The sequence below is a fragment of the Amycolatopsis sp. NPDC045836 genome, assembly GCF_056431745.1.
Genome location: NZ_JBWKKF010000018.1, coordinates 12,210 through 31,597 on the forward strand (window position 1 = coordinate 12,210; position 19,388 = coordinate 31,597).

At 71.6% G+C, this 19,388-nt stretch carries 20 protein-coding genes; 7 read left to right on the forward strand and 13 right to left on the reverse strand.

The features are described from left to right. Nucleotides 1-7 precede the first annotated feature (7 nt). From AC07EG_RS29900 to AC07EG_RS29920, 5 genes are read right to left on the reverse strand one after another with little or no spacing between them, the layout of a single operon-like run. Nucleotides 8-562 (reverse strand): DoxX family membrane protein, encoded by a 555-nt coding sequence (locus AC07EG_RS29900; protein WP_478256554.1) that lies wholly within the window; start codon nt 560-562, stop codon nt 8-10. Nucleotides 563-576: 14 nt separating this feature from the next. Next, entirely contained in the window at nt 577-1,830 is a 1,254-nt protein-coding gene (locus AC07EG_RS29905) for an MFS transporter (protein ID WP_478256555.1), read from the reverse strand. Further along, nucleotides 1,827-2,954 (reverse strand): GNAT family N-acetyltransferase, encoded by a 1,128-nt coding sequence (locus tag AC07EG_RS29910; protein WP_478256556.1) that lies wholly within the window; start codon nt 2,952-2,954, stop codon nt 1,827-1,829. The genes AC07EG_RS29905 and AC07EG_RS29910 overlap by 4 nt, the downstream gene beginning before the upstream one ends. Next, a complete protein-coding gene (locus AC07EG_RS29915; protein WP_478256557.1) occupies nt 2,951-3,943 on the reverse strand; it encodes a GNAT family N-acetyltransferase in 993 nt (330 codons plus the stop codon). The genes AC07EG_RS29910 and AC07EG_RS29915 overlap by 4 nt, the downstream gene beginning before the upstream one ends. Nucleotides 3,944-3,972: 29 nt before the next feature. Continuing rightward, nucleotides 3,973-4,713, reverse strand: coding sequence for an SDR family NAD(P)-dependent oxidoreductase (locus AC07EG_RS29920; RefSeq protein WP_478256558.1), 741 nt, complete (start codon nt 4,711-4,713; stop codon nt 3,973-3,975). Nucleotides 4,714-4,831: 118 nt separating this feature from the next. Between AC07EG_RS29920 and AC07EG_RS29925 the strand changes: the two genes are divergently transcribed. Beyond that, nucleotides 4,832-5,374: a DinB family protein gene (locus AC07EG_RS29925; RefSeq protein ID WP_478256559.1), complete on the forward strand. Its 543-nt coding sequence runs from the start codon at nt 4,832-4,834 to the stop codon at nt 5,372-5,374. 8 nt (nt 5,375-5,382) lie between these two features. Here the strand turns inward: AC07EG_RS29925 and AC07EG_RS29930 are convergent, their stop codons facing one another. The 7 genes from AC07EG_RS29930 to AC07EG_RS29960 all read right to left on the reverse strand — a co-directional run bounded on the left by AC07EG_RS29930 (nt 5,383) and on the right by AC07EG_RS29960 (nt 12,484). After that, nucleotides 5,383-6,447, reverse strand: coding sequence for a DNA glycosylase AlkZ-like family protein (locus AC07EG_RS29930; RefSeq protein ID WP_478256560.1), 1,065 nt, complete (start codon nt 6,445-6,447; stop codon nt 5,383-5,385). A 64-nt stretch (nt 6,448-6,511) separates the two neighbouring features. Further along, nucleotides 6,512-7,198, reverse strand: a complete 687-nt coding sequence (locus tag AC07EG_RS29935) for a M15 family metallopeptidase (RefSeq protein WP_478256561.1) — start codon at nt 7,196-7,198, stop codon at nt 6,512-6,514. 11 nt (nt 7,199-7,209) lie between these two features. Beyond that, nucleotides 7,210-8,373, reverse strand: coding sequence for a type III PLP-dependent enzyme domain-containing protein (locus AC07EG_RS29940; RefSeq protein WP_478256562.1), 1,164 nt, complete (start codon nt 8,371-8,373; stop codon nt 7,210-7,212). A gap of 9 nt (nt 8,374-8,382) precedes the next feature. Beyond that, on the reverse strand, nt 8,383-9,453 hold the full coding sequence (locus AC07EG_RS29945; protein WP_478256563.1) for a methyltransferase domain-containing protein: 1,071 nt from the start codon (nt 9,451-9,453) through the stop codon (nt 8,383-8,385). A gap of 27 nt (nt 9,454-9,480) precedes the next feature. Beyond that, complete coding sequence (locus AC07EG_RS29950) at nt 9,481-10,443, reverse strand: cupin-like domain-containing protein (RefSeq protein ID WP_478256564.1); 963 nt, start codon at nt 10,441-10,443, stop codon at nt 9,481-9,483. A 22-nt stretch (nt 10,444-10,465) separates the two neighbouring features. Continuing rightward, entirely contained in the window at nt 10,466-11,527 is a 1,062-nt protein-coding gene (locus AC07EG_RS29955; RefSeq protein ID WP_478256565.1) for a diaminopimelate epimerase, read from the reverse strand. Between the two features lie 24 nt (nt 11,528-11,551). Then, complete coding sequence (locus AC07EG_RS29960; protein WP_478256566.1) at nt 11,552-12,484, reverse strand: TauD/TfdA family dioxygenase; 933 nt, start codon at nt 12,482-12,484, stop codon at nt 11,552-11,554. 266 nt (nt 12,485-12,750) lie between these two features. Here AC07EG_RS29960 and AC07EG_RS29965 point away from each other — a divergent pair, with 266 nt between their 5' ends. From AC07EG_RS29965 to AC07EG_RS29990, 6 genes are all read left to right on the forward strand, one after another. After that, nucleotides 12,751-13,470, forward strand: a complete 720-nt coding sequence (locus tag AC07EG_RS29965) for a YqcI/YcgG family protein (RefSeq protein ID WP_478256567.1) — start codon at nt 12,751-12,753, stop codon at nt 13,468-13,470. Between the two features lie 32 nt (nt 13,471-13,502). After that, nucleotides 13,503-14,573 (forward strand): amidinotransferase, encoded by a 1,071-nt coding sequence (locus AC07EG_RS29970; protein WP_478256568.1) that lies wholly within the window; start codon nt 13,503-13,505, stop codon nt 14,571-14,573. Nucleotides 14,574-14,638: 65 nt separating this feature from the next. After that, a complete protein-coding gene (locus AC07EG_RS29975; protein ID WP_478256569.1) occupies nt 14,639-15,610 on the forward strand; it encodes a zinc-dependent alcohol dehydrogenase in 972 nt (323 codons plus the stop codon). Next, a complete protein-coding gene (locus AC07EG_RS29980) occupies nt 15,607-17,130 on the forward strand; it encodes a hypothetical protein (protein WP_478256570.1) in 1,524 nt (507 codons plus the stop codon). Before AC07EG_RS29975 ends, AC07EG_RS29980 begins: the two co-directional genes overlap by 4 nt. Nucleotides 17,131-17,210: 80 nt before the next feature. Further along, nucleotides 17,211-17,777 carry a YbhB/YbcL family Raf kinase inhibitor-like protein gene (locus AC07EG_RS29985; protein ID WP_478256571.1) on the forward strand — a complete coding sequence of 189 codons (567 nt, stop codon included), beginning with the start codon at nt 17,211-17,213 and terminating at the stop codon, nt 17,775-17,777. Between the two features lie 48 nt (nt 17,778-17,825). After that, nucleotides 17,826-18,464, forward strand: coding sequence for a LysE family translocator (locus AC07EG_RS29990; protein ID WP_478256572.1), 639 nt, complete (start codon nt 17,826-17,828; stop codon nt 18,462-18,464). Here the strand turns inward: AC07EG_RS29990 and dapA are convergent, their stop codons facing one another. Next, the gene (gene dapA, locus AC07EG_RS29995; protein WP_478256573.1) at nt 18,465-19,319 is read right to left on the reverse strand and encodes a 4-hydroxy-tetrahydrodipicolinate synthase; all 855 of its coding nucleotides are present in this window, start codon (nt 19,317-19,319) and stop codon (nt 18,465-18,467) included. Between the last annotated feature and the right edge of the window lie 69 nt (nt 19,320-19,388).

The window sequence follows — 19,388 nt, forward strand, 5'->3', positions numbered from 1 at the left end:
GCTCTGGTCAGCGGAAGATGAGCAGCACGCCGAGGGAGCCGACCACGGCGAGCCCGATACCGGCCAAACCATAGGGCACCGGGCGTTGCTGCCACCGCCTGCCGAGGGCGAAGGTCCGGTCCAGGGCGAAGCGGCCCGGACCGGCGAACAGGACAGCCAGGATCATCGCGGTCTGCATGACGTCGACGGCGATGTTGCGGCCCGGGTTCGGCAGCAGGGGCGCGCCCCAGCGCAGCACCAGCAGGTTGATCGCCATGCCCAGCAGGCCCGCCGCGCCGAGCGGGGTGCCGAGGCCGAGCAGGACCAGCAGGCCACCGCCGAATTCGGTCAGGCCGGCCACCCACGACAGCAGCATGGTGTCCCCGGTGTACCCCCAGCCCCGCTCCCCCGGCGCGTTCAGCTGGCTCGCGAAGCCCGCCAGCCCGGGACCGCCGAAGGCACCGAACAGCTTTTCCACGCCCTTGCCGAGGAAGATCACGCCGAGGCACAGCCGCAGCACGAGCAGCGCCAGATCGGTACCGGTGGTGGTGGAACGGACAGCGGAACCAGGCAAAGAGGTCACGGCGTCAAGTTGGGCTAGCCATAGCTGACTTGTCCAGATCGGTAGTGGCGCATGCGGCTGAACCCGAAGGCGGCGCAACCGGCGGTCAGGCAGGCCGCGCTGATCCAGATGGCCGGGCGCAACCCGGCGAGCGCACCGAGGTAGCCCCCGAGCAGGCCGCCCAGGGGGACGGCGCCGTCGATGACCAGCCGGTACGAGGCGGTGACGCGGCTCAGCTGGTGCGACGGCACGAGTTCGGCGCGGATGCTGAGGGCGTAGATGTTGAACACGGCGAGTCCCGCCCCGTGCAGGACGAGGCCGGCCAGCAGCAGGGCGATCGTCAGCACCGGGCCGCCGGTGGCGGCGGGCACGGCGAACAGGGCGACCGAGCTGAGCGCCATGGCGAGCACCGTGACCAGGCCGCTGCTCAGCCGCCTGCCGATGCGCCCGGCCACCAGCGCCCCGGCCAGCGCCCCGGCGCTGCCCGCGGCCAGCAGGCCGCCGAGCAGACCGGCGGACAGGCCGAGCACCTCGATCCCGTACAACAGGTACAGCGTCAGGATCGCCTGTTCGAAGCAGTTGAACACGGCCGACTGCGCGGCCAGTGCCCGCAGGTACCCGTTGCGGAAGGTCAGCCGCAGGCCGTCGAGCATGTCCCGCCACAGCGACCGCGACTCCCGCTTCGGCGGCTCGGGTTCCGGCCGCCTGATCCCGGCGAGGCCGAGCGCGGCGAGCAGGTAGGTCACCGCGTCGACCAGCAGCACGAACGGAGCGGCGAACAGGCTGACCAGCAGGCCGCCGAGACCCGGGCCGCCGATCTCGGCGATCGAGTAGGTCGATTCGAGCCGGGAATTCGCCTGCACCAGCTGGTCGCGCTCGACCAGCGTGGGCAGGTAGGACACGTAACCGATGTCGAAGCAGACGGTCAGCGCGCCGATCAGCGCGCTGATCACCAGCAGGGCCGCCAGGGTGAGCCAGTCGGCGGCGAAGAGCAGCGGGACCAGGCCCAGCAGCACGGCCCGGCCGAGATTGGTCAGCACCAGCAGCGGCCGCCGCCGGTGGTTGTCCAGCCACACCCCGGCGGCCAGCGCCACCACCAGCACGGGGGCGGTCTGCGCGGCCCGGAGCCAGCCGAGCTGCTCGGCACCGGCGCCGAGGTGCAGGATGGCGATCAGCGGCAGCACCAGCAGGGTGAGCTGGCTGCCGATCTGGGACAGCGTTTCCCCGCCCCAGAGCTTGGTGAAGTCGTGGTTGCGCCAGAGGCTCCCGGTGGGCGGCGCGCCGGTCACGACCGGTCCATCGCCCAGCCGCCGAGGTCCCACTGTTCCGGCGGGACCAGGTTCGGCGCCGTTTTCGGGTTGTCCGCGTACTGGCGGTACAACCCGGCGTTGTGCTGCCGGATCTTGCTCCCGGCCCCGGTGAGCGCCTGCCGTTCGGAGAGGTCGACCAGCCACAGTGGACGCAGTTCGGCACCGCGGAACGCTTTGGACACCGCGTTTTCGATGCCCGCGTGCAGCCAGCGGGCCCCGGTCTCCACACCGCGGCGGAAGGTGCTGTAGTACATCAGGTTGAAGTACTCCGAAGCGTCCTTCAGCAGTTCGTAGTCGAAACCGACCCAGCGCACGAACAGCGTGCCGCGCCACGGGTAGTAGAGGCAGAAGCCCGCGAGTGCCCCCGCCGCGGTGTGCAGCAGGGCGACCGTGGCGTCCTCCGGCAGCGTTTTCGCGTGGTTCTCCAGCGCGGCCAGTTCGGTCTCCGCATCGGTCCGGTGGCCGTACCGGTTCAGCGTGGCGGCGGCCAGCCCGCCGAGGTCGCGGTAGTGGTCGGCGAGCCGGGCGTGGGTCACGGTGTGCCCGGCTTCGCCGAACTTCTTCACGTCCTGCCGGACCATCCGGCGCCGGTTGCCGGACAGCGATTCGAGCCAGGCGTCCCAGCCGCCGTCCGGGATGCGGATCCAGGCGTCGATGTCGAGCAGCACCGGCGGGGCGCTGACCCCGGCTTCGTGCAGTGCCAGTGCGTCGCCGGAGGTCAGGTACATGGCGACGCAGGCCTGGTCCGTTCGCTGCCGCAGCTCGGCGAGCAGGCGGCCGGCGGTGCCCGGTGCACGGTCGAGGCCGAGCAGGTGCGTCTGGTAGCCCTCCCGGGCACCGACCAGCAACCCCGCGTCGGCGATCGGCGGCAGGCCCCGTTCGGTGAGCGCGTCGTTCCAGTTGTACCGGGACCACGGCGGCAACTGCCCGGCGGCGACCGTGGGCACGGCGCACACCGGCTCGTCGCCGTCGAAGGCGACCACGGCGTCGCCCGCCGAGCCGTAGTCGGTTTCGCAGAACCGCAGCCAGCCGCTCGACGAGTAGAAGTGCGGTCCCGCCAGCGAATCCCACTGCGCCGCGGTGAGCCCGCCGAGGGTGTTCACAACGTCTCCGGGGAGGTGTTCTGGCACTGGGCGAGCTTTTCGTGCAGGGCACGGAGACGCGGTTCGCAGAACGCGGCGTCCTCGTCCGTGGCGGGGTACCACAACGACCACAGCTTCTCTTCGCGGAAGCCGTACTTGCGCTTGAAGTCGTCGTTGCCGCGGCCGAACTCGATCCGCTGCCAGCCGCGGTCCCGGCCGGTGGACAGCAGTTCGTAGAGCAGGAACAGGTACGGGCTGGCTTCCCTGGCCGCCGCGTGGTCCATACCACCGACCCACAGGTGCAACTGGCCCTCGTGCTCCAGCGCCAGGAACCCGCCGACCGTGCGGCCGCCGAACTCCGCCCGGAACAACCTGCCGTAGGGGGTGGCGAGCACGGCCCGCATGGTCGGCAGGTCGTAGAGCAGGGGCCAGTCGTGCCGGGTGGCCGAACCGTTGGCGAAGTCGATGATCTCCTGGATGGACCCGTCGCCCGGTGACCGTTCCTCGACCAGGCGCACCCCGGCCTCGGTGGCGCGCCGCCAGCGCCGCCGCCAGTCGGTGCGGGCGCTCTTGGACAGCTCGCCCATCACCGGGTCACCGCCCTCCCCCGGTATCCGGTAGTAGGTGTTGTCCAGGCGCACGGTCAGGGCGGGCGGGCGCGTGGCACACCAGCGCCGCGCGGGGCCCTCGCGCAGGTCGAGCACCAGCACGCCGTGGGCGTGGTGTTCCCGTGCCGCGGCCAGGGCTTCGTCGACCGCACGCGCGGCGGCGTTCTCGTCGTCGGCCAGGTGTTCCGGGCCGAACACCGCGTACACCGAGCCGATCGTGACCACCGGGCGCTGCCACGTCGGGCCGGTGCCGGTGTCGATCTCGTAGCCGTGCCAGAACGGCGAGTACTCCAGGAGGTAGGTCGGCGGGTCGTGGGGCCGCAGCACCCGCTGCCGTTCGATCGCCGAACCGGCCCAGGCGGCCGTCCACTCCGGGGTGTCGTAAACGCTGCGAGTGTGCATCGGCCCCTCCCGTTGACGTCGGATTCCGCTCACCCCGCCGCGCTGGCCAGCCCGCCCGCGGTTTCCCCGCCGTCGATGACGATCGCCTGGCCGGTGATGAACGAGGCCTCGGGTGAGGCCAGGTAGGCACCCAGCGCGGCGATCTCCTCGGGCCTGCCCCAGCGGCGCAGCGGAATCCTGGCTTCGCTGGCGCGCAGTTCCTCGCGGCTGTATTCGGCTTCCTGCATCGGGGTCAGCACGTAGCCGGGGCAGATGGCGTTGACCCGGATCTCCGGCGCCAGTTCCAGCGCCAGCGTCTGGGTCAGCGACAGCACCCCGGCCTTGCTGGCGTTGTAGGCGGCGTACCCGGGCATGCCCACCATTCCGCTCACCGAGGCGGTGTTGACGATGGTGCCCGCCCCGGCCGCGGCCATCCGGCGCGCGGCTTGCTGGGCCACCAGGAAGACCCCGCTCAGGTTGACCGAAAAGGTGTGGCGCAGCTGGGTTTCCGAGGTGTCCAGGAAATCGGCCCGCTCGCTGACCCCGGCGTTGTTGAACAACACGTCGAGGCCGGGCCAATGGCGGTCGAGTTCGGCGAACGCCGCCCGTACCGCATCGGCGTCGGAAACGTCGGCGGGCACGCCGAAAACAATCCGCGGATCGGCGTCCAGCGCGTGCGCCAGCGCTTTCCCGTCGCGGTCGAACACGGCCACTTCCGCGCCGTCGTCGGCGAACCTGCGCACCAGTGCGGCGCCGATCCCGGAGGCTCCGCCGGTCACCAGGACTCGCACGCCGCGCCCTCCCCAGCCGATCGGAATTCGTGGCCGCCGAACAAGCTAGCACGCCGGCCCGCCGGGAGCTCATCGATCATGGGCGGCCGCCCTTTCCGCCGTCGTTTACTGTGGCCGCATGTCCTTCCCGGTGAGCGAAGAACTGGTGATCGAACGGCCGGAGCGCTACGGCGGTGAACTCGGGGCCAACCTGGCAGAACACCTCGAGTGGTACCGGCGCGCGCTGCTGCGCAAGTGCGCCGGGCTGTCCGAACGGCAGCTCACCACACCGGTGCCGCCGGTGGACTGGGCCCCGCTGGGCCTGGTGCAGCACCTCGGCTGGGTGGAACGCCGTTGGCTGCACTGGGGTTTCGCCGCCAAACCGGTCCAGCCCTACCCCGAGCGGGCGAACGGGAACGGCCACGACGCCGAATTCGTCATCCTTTCCGGTGACACCGCCACGGCGGTGGTCAAACGGTACGAAGCGGAACTGGACATTTCGCGGGAAGTGGTCGCCGGACGGCGGATGGACGAAATCGCGGCCATCGGCGGCCGATTCACCCAACCGGGGAAAGCACCCGCGCTCGGCGACATTCTCCTGCACCTGGTGCAGGAATACGCCCGGCACGTCGGTCAGCTCGACGTCGTGCGGCAAGCCATCGACGGCGCCGTGGGGGAATAGGGCCGGGCTCACCCCACGCCGAGCATCGCCGCCATCCGGTGCACTTCGGCGTCGAACGCCTCCCGGAAAGCGCGGCCGGCGGGTGCTTGGCAGGCGAAGCCGGTCTCCACGTCCAGTTTTCCGGCCTTGACCTCGAGATTGACCCAGCCGACGGCGTTGTCGCCCCAGCACAGCGGCAGCGCGTAGTAGCCGAACTGCCGCTTGGCCGCCGGGGTGTACGCCTCGAAGCGGTACTGCCAGCCCCAGAGGTGCTCGAACCGGCCGCGGTCCCAGACCACGGGGTCGAAGGGGGCCAGGAACCGGACGCGGCGCGGGCTTCCGGCCGGGTGGTGGCCGACCGGGGTCAGGTAGGGGACGCCGTCGGCGACGTCCTCCCGCAACGCTCCCCGGCGCAGCAGGTCGCCGACGGCCCGCGGCCCGGCAGGCACCCCGCCGTTGGTGCGCAGCTGCGTCAACGCCCGACGCAATCCGGCCATCGACACCGGGGCCAGCAGCCGGGCCAGAAGCAGCGTCAGCTCGGTGAGGCGTTCGGCGGGGCCGAGCGGTTGCGCGATCGGCGGGCGCGGTGCGTAGACCTTGCGGCCGTTGAGGCGGTTCGCCACCCGGGCCAGGCCGTGGTAGTGCAGCGATTCCAGTGCGCGGGCGGCGGCCGAGGACACCCCGCCCCAGTCGTTGACCTCCCGCGCCCGCCCCAGTTCCGCGCTCGCCTCCTGCGGGGTCAACCGCCCGCGCTCGCGCAGCAGGCCGAGCACCGATCCGGCCGGTCCGGCGGGCTGGAACGGTTCGCCACCACGCGGGTGCAGCAGCGCGCTGTGCGCCGGTGGCAGGGCGCCGTAGGTGTAGAAGAAGTCCTCTTCCAGGCCCAGTTCCGGATAGCGGCGGTCCAGGTCGCCGGCGCGGTGACCACGCACGCGCTGGTGCAGGATCAGGTCCTGGGCCCGCGCCGGACGGCGAATGGGGTCGTACTGCACGAAACCCAGTGCGGCGACGGCGGTTTCGAGCGCGCCGGGTGCGGGCAGGCACACCGCCGCGGCACGCAACCGCTTCACCGCGGCCGAAGGCCGGGAGGGCATGATCGTTCTCCTGTGCTCGCTCGCCACCAGGCTGGAAAGCGTAGCGCCGCACCGCGGGCCGCCCTCAACCCGTCCAGGGCACGGCCGGCCCGTACTCGGCGACGGGACGGCCGTGGTACGCCTGGGCGACCGGGGTGCTCCACTCGTAGTGCCAGAATTCCCACGGGTAGGGCGAGAATCCGGCGTCGATCATCGCCCAGTAGAGGATCCGCCTGCGGTCGCGGAAAACCCGGCCGCCGTTGCCGGGGTTCTCCTCGTAGTACCGAAGCCACGAGACGTCGTCGAACTCGTCGAACCCGGCACCCAGGTCCAGCGGTTCCCCGGCCGGGTCGCACAGGGTGAGGTCCACCGCGCCACCGGTGGAATGCGGCGGCGGCTGCGCCCGGAATTCCGCTTCCGAACGCGGTGGTGGCGCCAGGTAGCGTTCCACGACCTCCTCCCGGCCCTCTGGCGGTAGTGACGCCCGGAACGACTCGACGATCTGCGCCTGCGTTTCCAGCGGCCGCAGCCCGTCCCAGAGCAGCAGGCCGATGCCGTCGGGCAGGGCGGCGGTGACCTGCCGCAGCCGCGCGAGCACGCCCGCGCGCAGCTGGATCCGGTCGGGGGCGCCGGGGATGCCACGGGCGTGGTAGGCCGGGGCGGGGTGGAGGCCCGGTTCGGGCTCCACGGTCACCACGGGATCGTGGGCCTCTTCGATCCGGATGTCTTCGGGCCTGGCCCGCGGCCGTACCGGTGGTATCGAGGTGTCCATCGGGCCTCCGTTCAGGGGAACCACACGCCGGCCAGCTCGGCGCCGAGCGGTTCGGGCAGTTCGACGACCGGCGGCGGGGCCAGTCCTTCCGGGGTGGCGCGGTAACCGAAGGCGTAGGCGCCGACGTTGGGGACCAGCAGCGGCGTGCCCGGGGCGAGCGGGGGCAGCGCGGCCCGGGCGCGGACCACGTCGAACGAGTCCATCAGCGGGCCGACCACGTCCGCCGGGCCGGTACCGGGGCCGGGCCGGGTGCCGATCAGCGGCGGGTCGGCGCCGAGCGCGATGAAGCAGGACTCGAACAGGGTGGCGTAGGCGCTGGCGTCCACGTGGACCAGGCGCCGTTCCCCCAGCACGCGGTCGGCGATCACCCGGGTGAGCAGGGTGAGCGTCGGTTCGCTCAGGTACCGGCCCGGTTCGCAGAGGAAATCGACCCCCGCGTCGAAGCGGTCGGCGAGCCGGCTGGCGATGTCGCCGAAGAAGTCCGGGTGCCGCCGGTGGAATTCCCGCTGCGCCCCGGGAAAGCCGCCGCCGATGTTGACCGTGGGCACGAACAGGCCGCGGGCGGCCAGCTTGGCGTGCAGTTCCGCGACCAGGTCGACACCGAGCCGGAACGGGGTCCCGGCCGCCAGATCCTTGCCCGCGGCACCGACGAAGAAGGACAGGGCCTCCACCGTGGCGCCCGCGTCGGTGATCCTGGCCGCCAACTCTGCCAGCGCTTCGGGGGTGTTCCCGAAGCGCACCACCGATCTGGCCGACTGGCCGGGGGCGGGTGGCAGCACGCGCAGCGTCACCAGCGGCCGTTCGACCACCGGCCGGAGCAGGTCGAACCCCCGCGCGTCGTCGACCACGAACCGGGTCACGCCGAGTTCGGCGGCGGCCCGCAGCGTTTCCGGTGGCAGCACCGGGTGCACCAGGGCGATCCGGGCGGGTGGCACGCCGAGGCCGAGCAGCGTCCGCAGGTGCGCGAGATTGGTGACGTTGAACTCGTCGACCGAGCCGGACAGGGCGGCGAGCAGCCCCGGGTGCGCGTTCGCCTTGGTGGCGAAGGAGATCCGCATGCCGAGGCCGCGGCGCAACCGGTCGACCGCCTGGCGCGCGGCGCCCGGGGTCAGCAACAGCGCCGGGCTCGGCACCGCTTCGGCCGTCACCCAGTCGATCAACCGCTCGAACCGCACCGCGCCCCCTCAGCCGTGTTCGGGGCCACGCAGCAGGTAGCCCAGTTCGAGGCCGGTCGAATCCACCGTGTGATCGGTGGTGACGAACGCGGCCGTGGTCAGTCCCGCCTCTTCGAACAGTTCGTCCCAGAACGCCTTCTTTTCCAGCTGCTGCTCGGTGAAGGTGTGGATGAGGTAGTACGGGTTCCAGAAGTTCGTGGCCAGGCCGTGCCGCATCACCGACGGATCGGTGCTCTCGTCGGCGACCTCGATGACCACCACGTCCATCGACGGGAACGCCTTGACCAGCCCCCGCAGCAGGCCGGCCACCGCCGGGCGGCCGCGTTGCGCGAGGACTTCGTGCAGCACGAACGCGAGCACGGTCAGGTCCGGGCGGCAGCCGTCCGGCGGGGCGGCGAGGAAGTCGGTGGCCGAGGCGTTGACCAGCCGGACGCGGTCGCCGAGCCCGCTCTCCGCGACCAGTTCCCCGGCTTCCCGGTACCCACCCGGATCGGGTTCGACGCCCCAGGCCCGCAGCCCCGGCATCGACCGGCAGAACTCCACCAGGTACAACCCGTTGCCGCAGCCCAGATCCAGCAGTTCGGTGCAGTCCGAGCCCGCCCGGTCGAGCAGTTCACGGGTCATCGGCATCCCGTCGTACCGGGACACCTCGCAGCTGCCGAGGCCGACCTGGCGGCCTTCACGGGTGCAGTACGCGGAACCACGGCGCAACGCCGGGCCCAGCTGGGCCAGCGTCGAGGTGTAGCCGCCGATCATGATCGTGTACCAGGCGCGGAATTCGCCGTAGCCCAGCCCGCGTCCGGTGAGGCGGGCGGTTTCCCCCTCGAAGGCGATCACGCCCTCGTTGGCCAGGTACCGCAGCAGTCCGGTCAGCCGCTCGGGTTCCAGCGACAGTTCCTCGGCGACCGACGCCGGGGTCCGGCCCGCGGGCTCGGCGCTCAGCGCGTCGAACACCCCGGAGTCGAACAGGTGGTGCAGCGCGCCGGCCAGGAAGTGCTCGGCGATGGGCCGGATACCGTCGATGAGCCGCTGCTCGAAACCGGCATCGGTGACGGGCCGGCGGTAGCGGTGGGGCAGCACAACAGCCTCCTCGGTGGTGCCCTGCGGTCAGCGGGACGCCGGATCGTTGTCCTTGGAGAAGTTCCCGTGCCGCACCAGGTCGTACAGGCGCTTGCCGGTGGACGCGGGGGTGAAGAAGAAGTCGGCCCGCTGCGGCCTGCCCAGCACCCCGTACTGGACGAAGTCGCGCAGGGTCACCGCCCAGTACCGCGGGCCCAGGCGCGCCAGCAGCCCGGCGTAGTCGGCGAACCGCATCGAGGGCCCGAACCAGTGGTTGAGCGAGATCGACGGGCTGCGGGACCGGATGTCGTGCCAGCAGCCCCGCGGCATGAACAGCACGTCGCCCGGATGCACGGTGGCGGCCAGGAACGGGGCACCACGCAGCCGCGGGAACCGGCCGGGGTCGGCCTCCGCCAGGTCGACCTGGCTGTTGACCAGGTTGTCCGGGAACGGGTAGGCCGCCCGGCTGTGCTCCCACGGCAGCAGCACCACGTGCTTGCGGCCCCAGATCTGGCAGAACAGGTTGTCCTTGAGGTCGGAGTGGAGCATCGACCGGGTGCCCGCCGAGCCGATCCAGGCCCGCGTGTCACCGGTGCCGTCCGGTGCGCCGAGCAGCGTGGTGAAGTCGTAGTCGTGGTCCGGCAGGATCTCCGCGACCCGCGTGTAGGCCAGGTAGCAGGGCTTGTCCTCGGTGGTGTCCAGCATCGCTTCGACGAATTCGGCGAAGGTCAGGGTGCGTTCGTAGCTGCGCTGCTCCTGCGGCATGAGCACGCCGTCGGCGGGCAGGCCCATCAGCGCGGTGACCGTCCGGCCGCCGTGGCGCTCGATCAGCCGCTGCGGGGTCCAGCCGGTCCTGGCCGGCCAGTCCTCGATCAGCCCGGTCAGGATCGCCGGCCGGCGGCGGCGCCGGACCAGGTCCTCGACCTCGGCCGGGGACGGGCGCTCCAGCCGGGGCACCGGCCGGACGGTCAGCCCGGCCGCCCGCATGGTGGTCTCCAGCGGATCGGTCATCTCCTCGCTCCCCTCGGCGAGCTCAGCGCAGCACGGATTCGGGCACCAGCGCCTCACCGCGGGCCACCAGCAGCGGCATACCGGTCAGGCTCCAGCCGCCGGTGCCGCTGGTGACCACCAGTTCGGCGTCCGGCACGAACCAGCGGCAGCGGTGCGGCCAGAACCGGGTCCGCTCGCCGCCGGCCAGCCCGAGCGCCCGCAGCACGAAGGCCATCGCGATGACCCCCGAGCCGCAGGCCAGGGTCTCCCGGTCGATGGCGCGTTCGTAGGTCCGGTACTCGACCGCCCCGGCGGGCAGCTGCCGGGCGAAGTTCAGGTGCACGCCCTGCGGGAAGACGTGCCGGTACGCCTCGTTCACGTGGCGGCCGAGGTGGTCGACCAGGGCGAGGGTGGCGCGGACCTCGGGGCCCGGCGGCCTGCCGATCAGCTCGGGCCCGGCCTGCGCGCCGGGATCGACGAACAGCGCCTTCTCCAGTTCCTCGGGCAGGCCGTGCCCGCTGAGCAGCGCGAGGTGCGGTTCCCCGGTGAAGGTGAGGTACCCGCTCAGGTGCACCACCGGCGGCAGGCCGCTCGCCCACGGCGCCTCCACCGGCAGCGGGACCGCGAGCCCGCCCACCTCGTCGATGCGCGATTCCGGGGCCGGTCCCCCGCGGTGGAACAGTTCGGCAGGCGCGGGACGGGGCTCCCCGACGTTGACCCAGGTGGTGCCTTCCCGCTCCCCGGCGCCGAGCCGGACGGGCTGGGGGTCGCCGGTGGGCACCTCGGTGAACACCACCGCCTGCTCGCGGTCGTACCGGGCGTTGAGGAAGGCCGCCGTGCAGAGCAGGCCGTTGCCGCAGGAGAGGGTTTCGGCCCCGTCGTGCTCGAAGATGCGGAATTCGAAATCGGCACCGGCGCCTTCGCCGAGGCGGGTCAGGTAGAGCACGTTGTCCGTGCCACCGGGGCCGAAGTCGCCGTTGAGCAGCCACCTGGCCAGCGCGGCGCGTTCGCCGTCGCCGGGCAGCGGGCCGGTCGTCTCGTCGACGATGAGGAAGTTGTTCCCGAACGAGGTGTACTTCACGAACGGGACGGGTGTGGTCCGCACGGTGCTACCTCCCTGGTCGGCTGTTCAGGACCGGCTCGCCAGCGGCCCCACCGAGCTGGGATAGCCTTCGTCGCCCTGGATCAGCGATTTGGCCCAGGCGCGCACCGGGGTGTCCGCGGGCGGGAAGGTCGTGCCGTAGAAGTCCTCGCAGTGCCTGGCGCGCAGATCGCGGTCCTTGCCCGCGTATTCGGCCCGCCGGTGCATCATCCGGATGTTGTCGATGACGGCCACCCGGCCGCGTTGCCAGTGCAGGTGCTGCTCGCTCGCCAGCGCCTTCCGCTGGACGAGCGCGGGCAGTTCGGGCGGGACCGGGGTGCCGTCGGCGAAGGACATGCCGTAGAAGGGCGGTTCGGTGATCGCCTGCAGCATGGTGTTGCTGAAGCTTTCGGCGCCGTCCACGGTTTTGGTCACGATGGGCGCACGGTAACTCAGGTGGACGTCGTCATTGGACAGGAACTCGTACTCCAGGTGGGGGATCTCCTGGAAAGCCGATTCCAGTTCGTCACGGGCTCCGGCTCCGACGGCCTGTTGCCACAGCGACGCCGGCCATCGGCGGTCGAAGCGCAATTCGTTGCCGCAGCACATTTCCCGCCACGGTTCTTCGAGCCCGGCGAGCAGGCGCACGCCGTCGACCACCCCGGTCGGCGCCCCGCCGTCACTGCCCTCGAACACGCAGAGGAACCACAGGGTGTCCGGGCGGTACGGGTTGTAGGCGTCCTCCGCGTGGAAACCGAGTGCCTCCCCGCCCGGCGGGTAGTGCACCGTCCTGGTGTTGGCGCACTGGCCGAACCGCGCGGAGAACTCCTCGAACTCCGCGACGGTCACGCCGAAACCGCTGAAGGCGATCCAGCCCTGGCGGCGCAGCAGGTCGCGCACCATCCCGGTTTCGCAGTCGAGGATCTTCTCCTGGCCTTCGGCGACCACCTCGCAGCCGACGTCCTGGAATTCGGTACGCATGGGACAACTCCCCCAAATATGATCAGGTCATCGAGAAGTGCCGTTGTGCCGGACGCTACTCCTCGGAAGAAAGACCGGCAACTTCGGCGGAAATCGTGTATCGGTCAAGAACTCCTTTGTGGACAATTGCGCGGAAGCCGATCAAGAATTGCGATCTTCGTCCCGGCGAATTGATCGGATTGATCGAGTGGCGTAATGCTCCGGCGCTGTGTTAGCTTCCGATTCCGGGTGGAGGACCGGCGCCCGCGGTCGAGGATTGGGGCAGCATGCACACGGAAAGCAGATTGGCCACGATCGACCCCGCCGAAGGGCTCGGCGGCCCGGCGTGGGTGCGCGAGCAATCGGCCAGGTTCTCCGCTTTCCTGTCCCGGGGCGACTACCCGTGCAACTTCGGCCGGACCGCGCTGCTGCACGGGGAGCTCTACGCGACCTGGGTCGACGAGGACGACCCGGTGCTGCTGCCCGATGACCTGCGGGCGTTCGTGCGTGCCGCGCTGAGCCGGCCGAAACAACGCCGGCCGCTGGCGGTTTTCGTCCGGCCACGCGAATCCGAGCGCACCCAGCTCGACTACGACCGGCGCTTCTGGTCGATCCTGGCCTACCTGCTGGAAAACGACGACCAGCCGTGGCCGGAGGACGTGCCGAGGGATCCGGCCGAGCCGGGCTGGCAGTTCTGCTTCGCCGGTCAGTCGATCTTCGTGTTCGCCCTCACCCCGCTGAACCGGCGGCGCCTCTCGCGCAACCTGTGCGACTGCCTGGTGCTGGTTTTCCAGCTGCGCAGCGTGTTCCACGGCATCGAGGTGGGCACGGCGGCCGGGGACGTCGCCCGGCAGCGGATCCGGGCGCGGCTGGCCGCCTGGGACGAGGTGAGCAGGCACCCCAGCATGGGCGACCACGACGAGCTGTCCGACGACGAGTGGCGCCAGTACTTCCTCACCGACAGCAACGACGATCTGCACCGGAAGTGCCCGCTGGCCGAAGGCTGAGCACCCCGGTTCGAACAGATGGGGGAAAGGACATGAGCCTGACCGACACCGGCCGGAAGGTCATCAGTTCCTACACCGAGTGGGACCCGCTCGAAGAGGTGGTGGTCGGCAGGCTCGACGGCGGGGTGTTCCCCACCTGGCAGCCCTCCATGGCCGCGGTCATGCCGGGCGGGGTGCCGGAACTGCTGCGGCGCCACGGCGGCCGGAACTTCCCCGGCGAGCACTTCGGCACCGCCTGCCGCGAACTCGACGACTTCGCCGAAATGCTGCAACGGCAAGGGGTTCGCGTGCGCAGACCGGCGGTGCTCGACCACTCGGTGGAGTTCGCCACCCCGCAGTGGCGCAGCCACGGCGGGCTCTACGCGGCCATGCCGAGGGACCTGCTGCTGGTCGCGGGCACCACCATCGTGGAGGCACCGATGTCGTGGCGCTGCCGCTACCACGAGGTGCACGCGTACCGGGAACTGATCAAGGACTACTTCAAGGCGGGCGCGGGCTGGTTGCAGGCCCCGCAGCCCCAGCTGACCGACGAGCTGTTCCGCACCGACTACGACTCCGAAGCGGGCGACTACGCCATCACCGAGTTCGAGCCGGTCTTCGACGCGGCCGATTTCCTGCGCTTCGGCCGGGACATCGTGGCGCAGCAGTCCCACGTGACCAACGAGTTCGGCATCCGCTGGCTGGACTGGGCGCTCGGCGGCGAATTCCGGGTGCACCGGATCAAGGTCAACGATCCGCACGCCATGCACATCGACGCCACCCTCGCGCCGCTCGCCCCCGGGGTGCTGCTGGTCAACCCGGAGCGGTTCGTGCCGAACGAACTGTTCGCGGACTGGCGGATCATCGAGGCGCCGGAGCCCGCCCTGCCCGCGGACTGGCCGATGTACTTCTGCAGTCCGTGGGTGAGCATGAACGTGCTGTCCCTCGACGAGCGGACGGTGGTGGTGGAGCGGCAGGAGGCACCGCTGATCGACGTGCTGACCCGCGCCGGGTTCGACTGCGTGCCGGTCGACTTCCGGCACGTCTACAGCTTCGGCGGTTCCTTCCACTGCGTCACCTCGGACATGCGCCGGAACGGCGGGTCGGGCACCTACCTGCGGTGAGGAGGGGCGGAATGCGGACCGTCCGGATAACGGGACCCCGCCAGTGCGAACCGGTGGAAAAACCCATGCCCGTGATCGACCGGGACTACGCGCTGCTCCGCGTCGCGGTGGCCCCGATGTGCAACGAATACCTGGCCTACCGCGACGGTGTCTACCTGGAACGGAACCGGCCCGACTCGCTGGGGCACGAAATGGCCGGGGAGGTGGTCGCCACCCGGCCGGGGTCGCGGTTCCGGGCCGGGGACCGGGTGGTCGCCCTGTGCGGTTATCCCTGCGGGCACTGCGGCCCCTGCCAGGACGGGTACTACGCCCACTGCGCCGGGACGGACGACCCGCGCCGGGTCTGCGGCAGCGAGTCGGGCGAATGCGGGTTCGCCCAGTACGCCATCAAGCCCGAACACCTGCTGGTGCCCATTCCCGACGACCTCGGCTACGAGCACGCCTCCATGATCTGCTGCGGTCTCGGGCCGACTTTCGGTGCGCTGCAACGGACTCCACTGCAACCCGGCGACTGGGTGCTGATCACCGGGCTCGGCGCGGTCGGCCTCGGCGGGGTGCTCAACGCCAAGGCCCGCGGCGCGCGGGTGATCGGCGTCGCCAGGAGCCCGTACCGGGCGGCCCTGGCGAGCGAGCTCGGCTGTGACGCCGTGGTGGACCCGTCGGCCACCGACGCGGCGGCGGCCATCGCGGAGCTGACCGGCGGAACGGGGGCCGCCGCCGTGCTCGAATGCTCGGGGCAGCAGGCGTACCAGCGGCTCGCCGTGGACCGCGTGGCCCGGCTCGGCACGGTCACCTTCCTCGCCGAAAGCGCCACCCTGCCCGTGCACGTCGACGACGACCTGATCCAGCGCGGGGTGCGGTTGCAGGGCAGCCTGGACATCAACCTGCGGGACGCCCGGCGCCTGCTCGAACTGGTCCGGACGATCCCCGGGGAACTCGACCAGTACATCACCCACCGGCTCCCGCTCGAGCGGATCTCCGAGGCGTTCGAGGCGCAGGTGGCCCGAGAGTGCGGGAAGATCGTGCTGTACCCGTGAACCCGGTGCAGGACCTGCTCGACCTCGCCGTGGAGTGCTCGTCACCGATGCGGAAGCTGCTGTCCGGGTTCGGGGACCAGCCGGTCGGCGCGCTGCTGGAGCACCTGCACGGGCAACCGGCCGCGGGCTGGCAGCCGTACGGCGACTTCGTCCGGGCGGTGCACCAGGAGGCGTGCGAGCTGTACGGGCCGGCCACCGCGGACGCGGCCCGGCGTGCACTGTCCGGATCGGCGGCGGTGCCCACCGCCAACCACTTCGGGGTGGACACCTTCGCCGATTCCGTGCAGGGCACGGTGCTGTTCGCCCTGCACCGGCGGCCCGCGCTGGTGGTGCTGGGGTTCGGCTCGATCAGCATGAACAACCTGACCTACCCCCTCGGGCTCCGGCTCTACGACGCGCCCGTGCCGCACCGGCTGCCCGTGCTGCCGAACCGGCTGAAGCGGACCACGGTGCGGGCGGCCGGGCCGATCGACCGGACCATGGTCGCCCGGGCGCAGGCCCGGTTGCGCGCGGCCGCCGGGGACGGCCGGTTGTCGCCGTTCGCCTGCCGTTCCGCGGCGGAAGTCCTGGACCGCGAATACCGCGACGAAACCGTGCTCGGGCTGCCCACCTACGCCGCCCAGTCGGCCCGGATCAACGCCGCCCTGTGGCAGCGCCTGTTCCGGGGCGAGGCACCCCCGCTGGTCACCCTCCAGATCGAAAACGTTTGCGCCACCCTGCTCGCCGAGGACCTGCTCGCCCCGGCGAGCCTGGTGCGCCTGGTGTTGTTCGACCCCGTGGTCCGCACCCGGCTGCTGTCCGCTTTGGACGGGCGGCGGGGGTGCTGGCGGACCGGCGATCCCCCCGGCGGCACGGTGTTCTTCTGGGCCATGGACGACCGGGGGCGGCGGGTTCCGCTGACCATGACCGGGGCCGCGGACGCGGTGCCCGAGCTGGCCGGTGGTGGCACGGCGGTCGACTTCACCCCGGAGGCGGTGCTCGACGCGCTGCGGGCGGGCTCGCTGCTGCCGTCGTTGTTCACCTGCTTCCTCACCCTGGCCTTCGCCCGCGGCCTGCCGTGCGTCGGGGGCTACTTCCAGGCGGAGTACCTGCCGGTGATGCGGCGGGGCCTGCTCGACGCCGTGTCCGCCGTTCCGGAACTGTCGCCGGTGGCCGAAGCCGTCGCCCGGGTGCCGGTGGACCTGTGCCTGGCCGGCCTGCAGGGCGTCACCCGCGTGCTCGGCTCCGGTGCGGTGCCCGCGGGGCCGGTCGAAATCGCCGGCGCGGGCGGGCTGTCCGCCGCCGACCTGGCCGGGCTGCGTGCGCTGCCGGTGCGGGACGCCTGCCTGCTGGCGTTCGCCGAGGTGCTGCCGCACGTGGTGCCCGAGGAGCGGCTGCCGCCGGACTGGCGGGAGCGCGTGGGCCGGGACAACGCCCTCCACCGCGGCATCCACCTCGCCGAGGCCGCTCCTCCCACCGGGGCGAACGCGACGATCATCCGGCCACCCGCCGCTCCGGCGGGGCTCCCATATCGCCGTTGAGATGGGAAGTGGTTATTGGGCAGCAACACCAGGCGCCGCCTACGCTGAACCCACGAACTGACGAGCGCCGGGAGCCTGCTGTGGGAAGCACGCGAATCGTGCTCTGCGTTCTTTTCCTCGCGTCGGTGGCCGGGGCCGGGCCCGCCGGGGCGGAGCAGGGCGCCTTCGCCCTTTCCAGCTCCGCGTTCGCCGACGGCGCCGTCATGCCCGAGGCGCACGAGTGCACCAGCGGCGGCGGCAACGATCCCGCCAAGAAGAACGAGTCGCCGCCGCTGGCCTGGTCGGGGGCGCCGGCCGGGGCGAAGAGCTACGCCGTCGTCATGCGCGACCTCGACAACGCCAACCTCATCCACTGGGTCATCTACGACATCCCGGCGACCACCACCTCGCTCCCCCAGAACGTCGAGCACGTCCACCGGCCCTCGGTTCCCGCGGGCGCCCGGCAGGTCTACTACCGCGGCAGCGCGAGCCTCTTCGGTTACCAGGGGCCGTGCTCGCCGTCGACGGTGAACACCTACGAGTTCGTCGTCCACGCGCTCGACCGGGCGTCGCTGACCGAGCTGAACTCCGGCTCGACGACCCGGACCGCCGCCACCGCGATCGGCGCGGCTTCGATCGGCTCGGCCCGGCTCACCGGCGAGTCCTGACCGGGGAACTCGGTTGAGCCGGGTGGGTGCCACGACCATGATGTCGCCATGGATCTACCGGGGTCGTTGCCCGCCTTCGTCGCCGCCGTGCTGCTGATTTCGGCCTCTCCCGGGCCCGCGATGGCGTTGATCCTGCGCCGCGCGGCGCTGCGGGGGTTCCGCGGCGCGGTGCCGACCGTGCTCGGGCTGGAGGCGGGGCTGTACCTGTGGGCGTTGTTCGCCGCCGCCGGGCTGGCGGCGCTGGTCGCCACGTCGGAGGTCGCGCTGCTCGTGCTCCGCGTCGTCGGCGCCGGGTTCCTGGTGTACCTGGGGCTCAGGGCCTGGCGTTCGGCGTGGCGGGGCACCCCGGACCTCGACGCCCACGCCCCGGCGGACACCCCGTCGAAGGGCTGGGTGAAGGCGTTCGGCGAGGGCCTGCTGGTGATGCTGGCGAATCCCAAGGCCGCCGCGTTCATGATCGCGTTCTACCCGCAGTTCGTCCCGGCCGGGCGGCCGCTGTTCGCCACCACCGCGTTGCTCGCCCTGCTGCAGGTGGCCATCGAGATCGGCGTCTACCTGAGCCTGGCCGCGCTGGTCGGCCGGGCGGGCGAGTGGTTCCGCCGGTCCGCCGTCCGGCGCCGCCTCGACGCGATCAGCGGGACCGTGCTGCTCGCCCTCGGGGTGCGGATGGCGGCGGAGGGCCGCTGATCAGCCGAGCAGGCCGCATTCGGCCAGCGCGGCCCGGATCACCTCGGTCTCGGCCTCGTCGGCTTCGACCAGTGGCAGCCGCAGGCCGCCGACGCGGTGGCCGAGCAGGTTGAGCGCCGCCTTGACCGGGATCGGGTTGGTGGTCACCGACAGCGCCCGGTACAGCGGCTGCAACCGGGCGTCGAGCTCCGCCCGCCGCTCGGGTTCGTCGACCATGCGCCGCAGCAGCGGCCCGGCGAGCTGACCGGCCACCAGGATGCCGCCGCAGCCGCCGAAGTCGAGGGTGCGGGCGAAGACGTCGTCGTTGCCCGCGTAGACGCCGAGGCCGTCGATCGGCGCGAGGTTGGCGTTGTTGGCCTGCTTGACGAAGTCGATGTGCTCGATCTGCGCCAGTTCGGCCAGCAGGTCGTTGGGCAGGTCGATGCCGGTGCGGGCCGGGATGTTGTACAGCACCACGGGTTTGCCCGCGGCCTCGGCGATCTCGGTGTAGTGCCGGAGCAGCCCGCGGCGGTTCGGGCGGTTGTAGTACGGGGCCACCGACAACACCGCGTCGGCACCCAGCTCGATCGCGCGCTCGGTCATCCGGCACGCCTGCGCGGTGTTGTTCGACCCGGTGGAGGCGATCACGGTCTTGCCCTCGGGCCGTTCGGCGCACGCCAGCTCGACCAGCCGGAGGTGCTCTTCGTTGCTCAGCGTCGCCGGTTCCCCGGTGGTCGCCGCCACCACGACACCGTCCGAGCCGTTCGCCAGCACGTGCCGCAGCAGCGAGACGAACGCCTGTTCGTCGACCTCCAGCTGGTCGTCGAACGGGGTCACGACCGCCGTCAGCACCGCTCCCAGCGAACCGGCTCCCATGTGGATCACCTCCGCCTTGGACCCTGGCACAGACTCCCGGCGGCGGCCACCCGATTACCACCCCGAGGG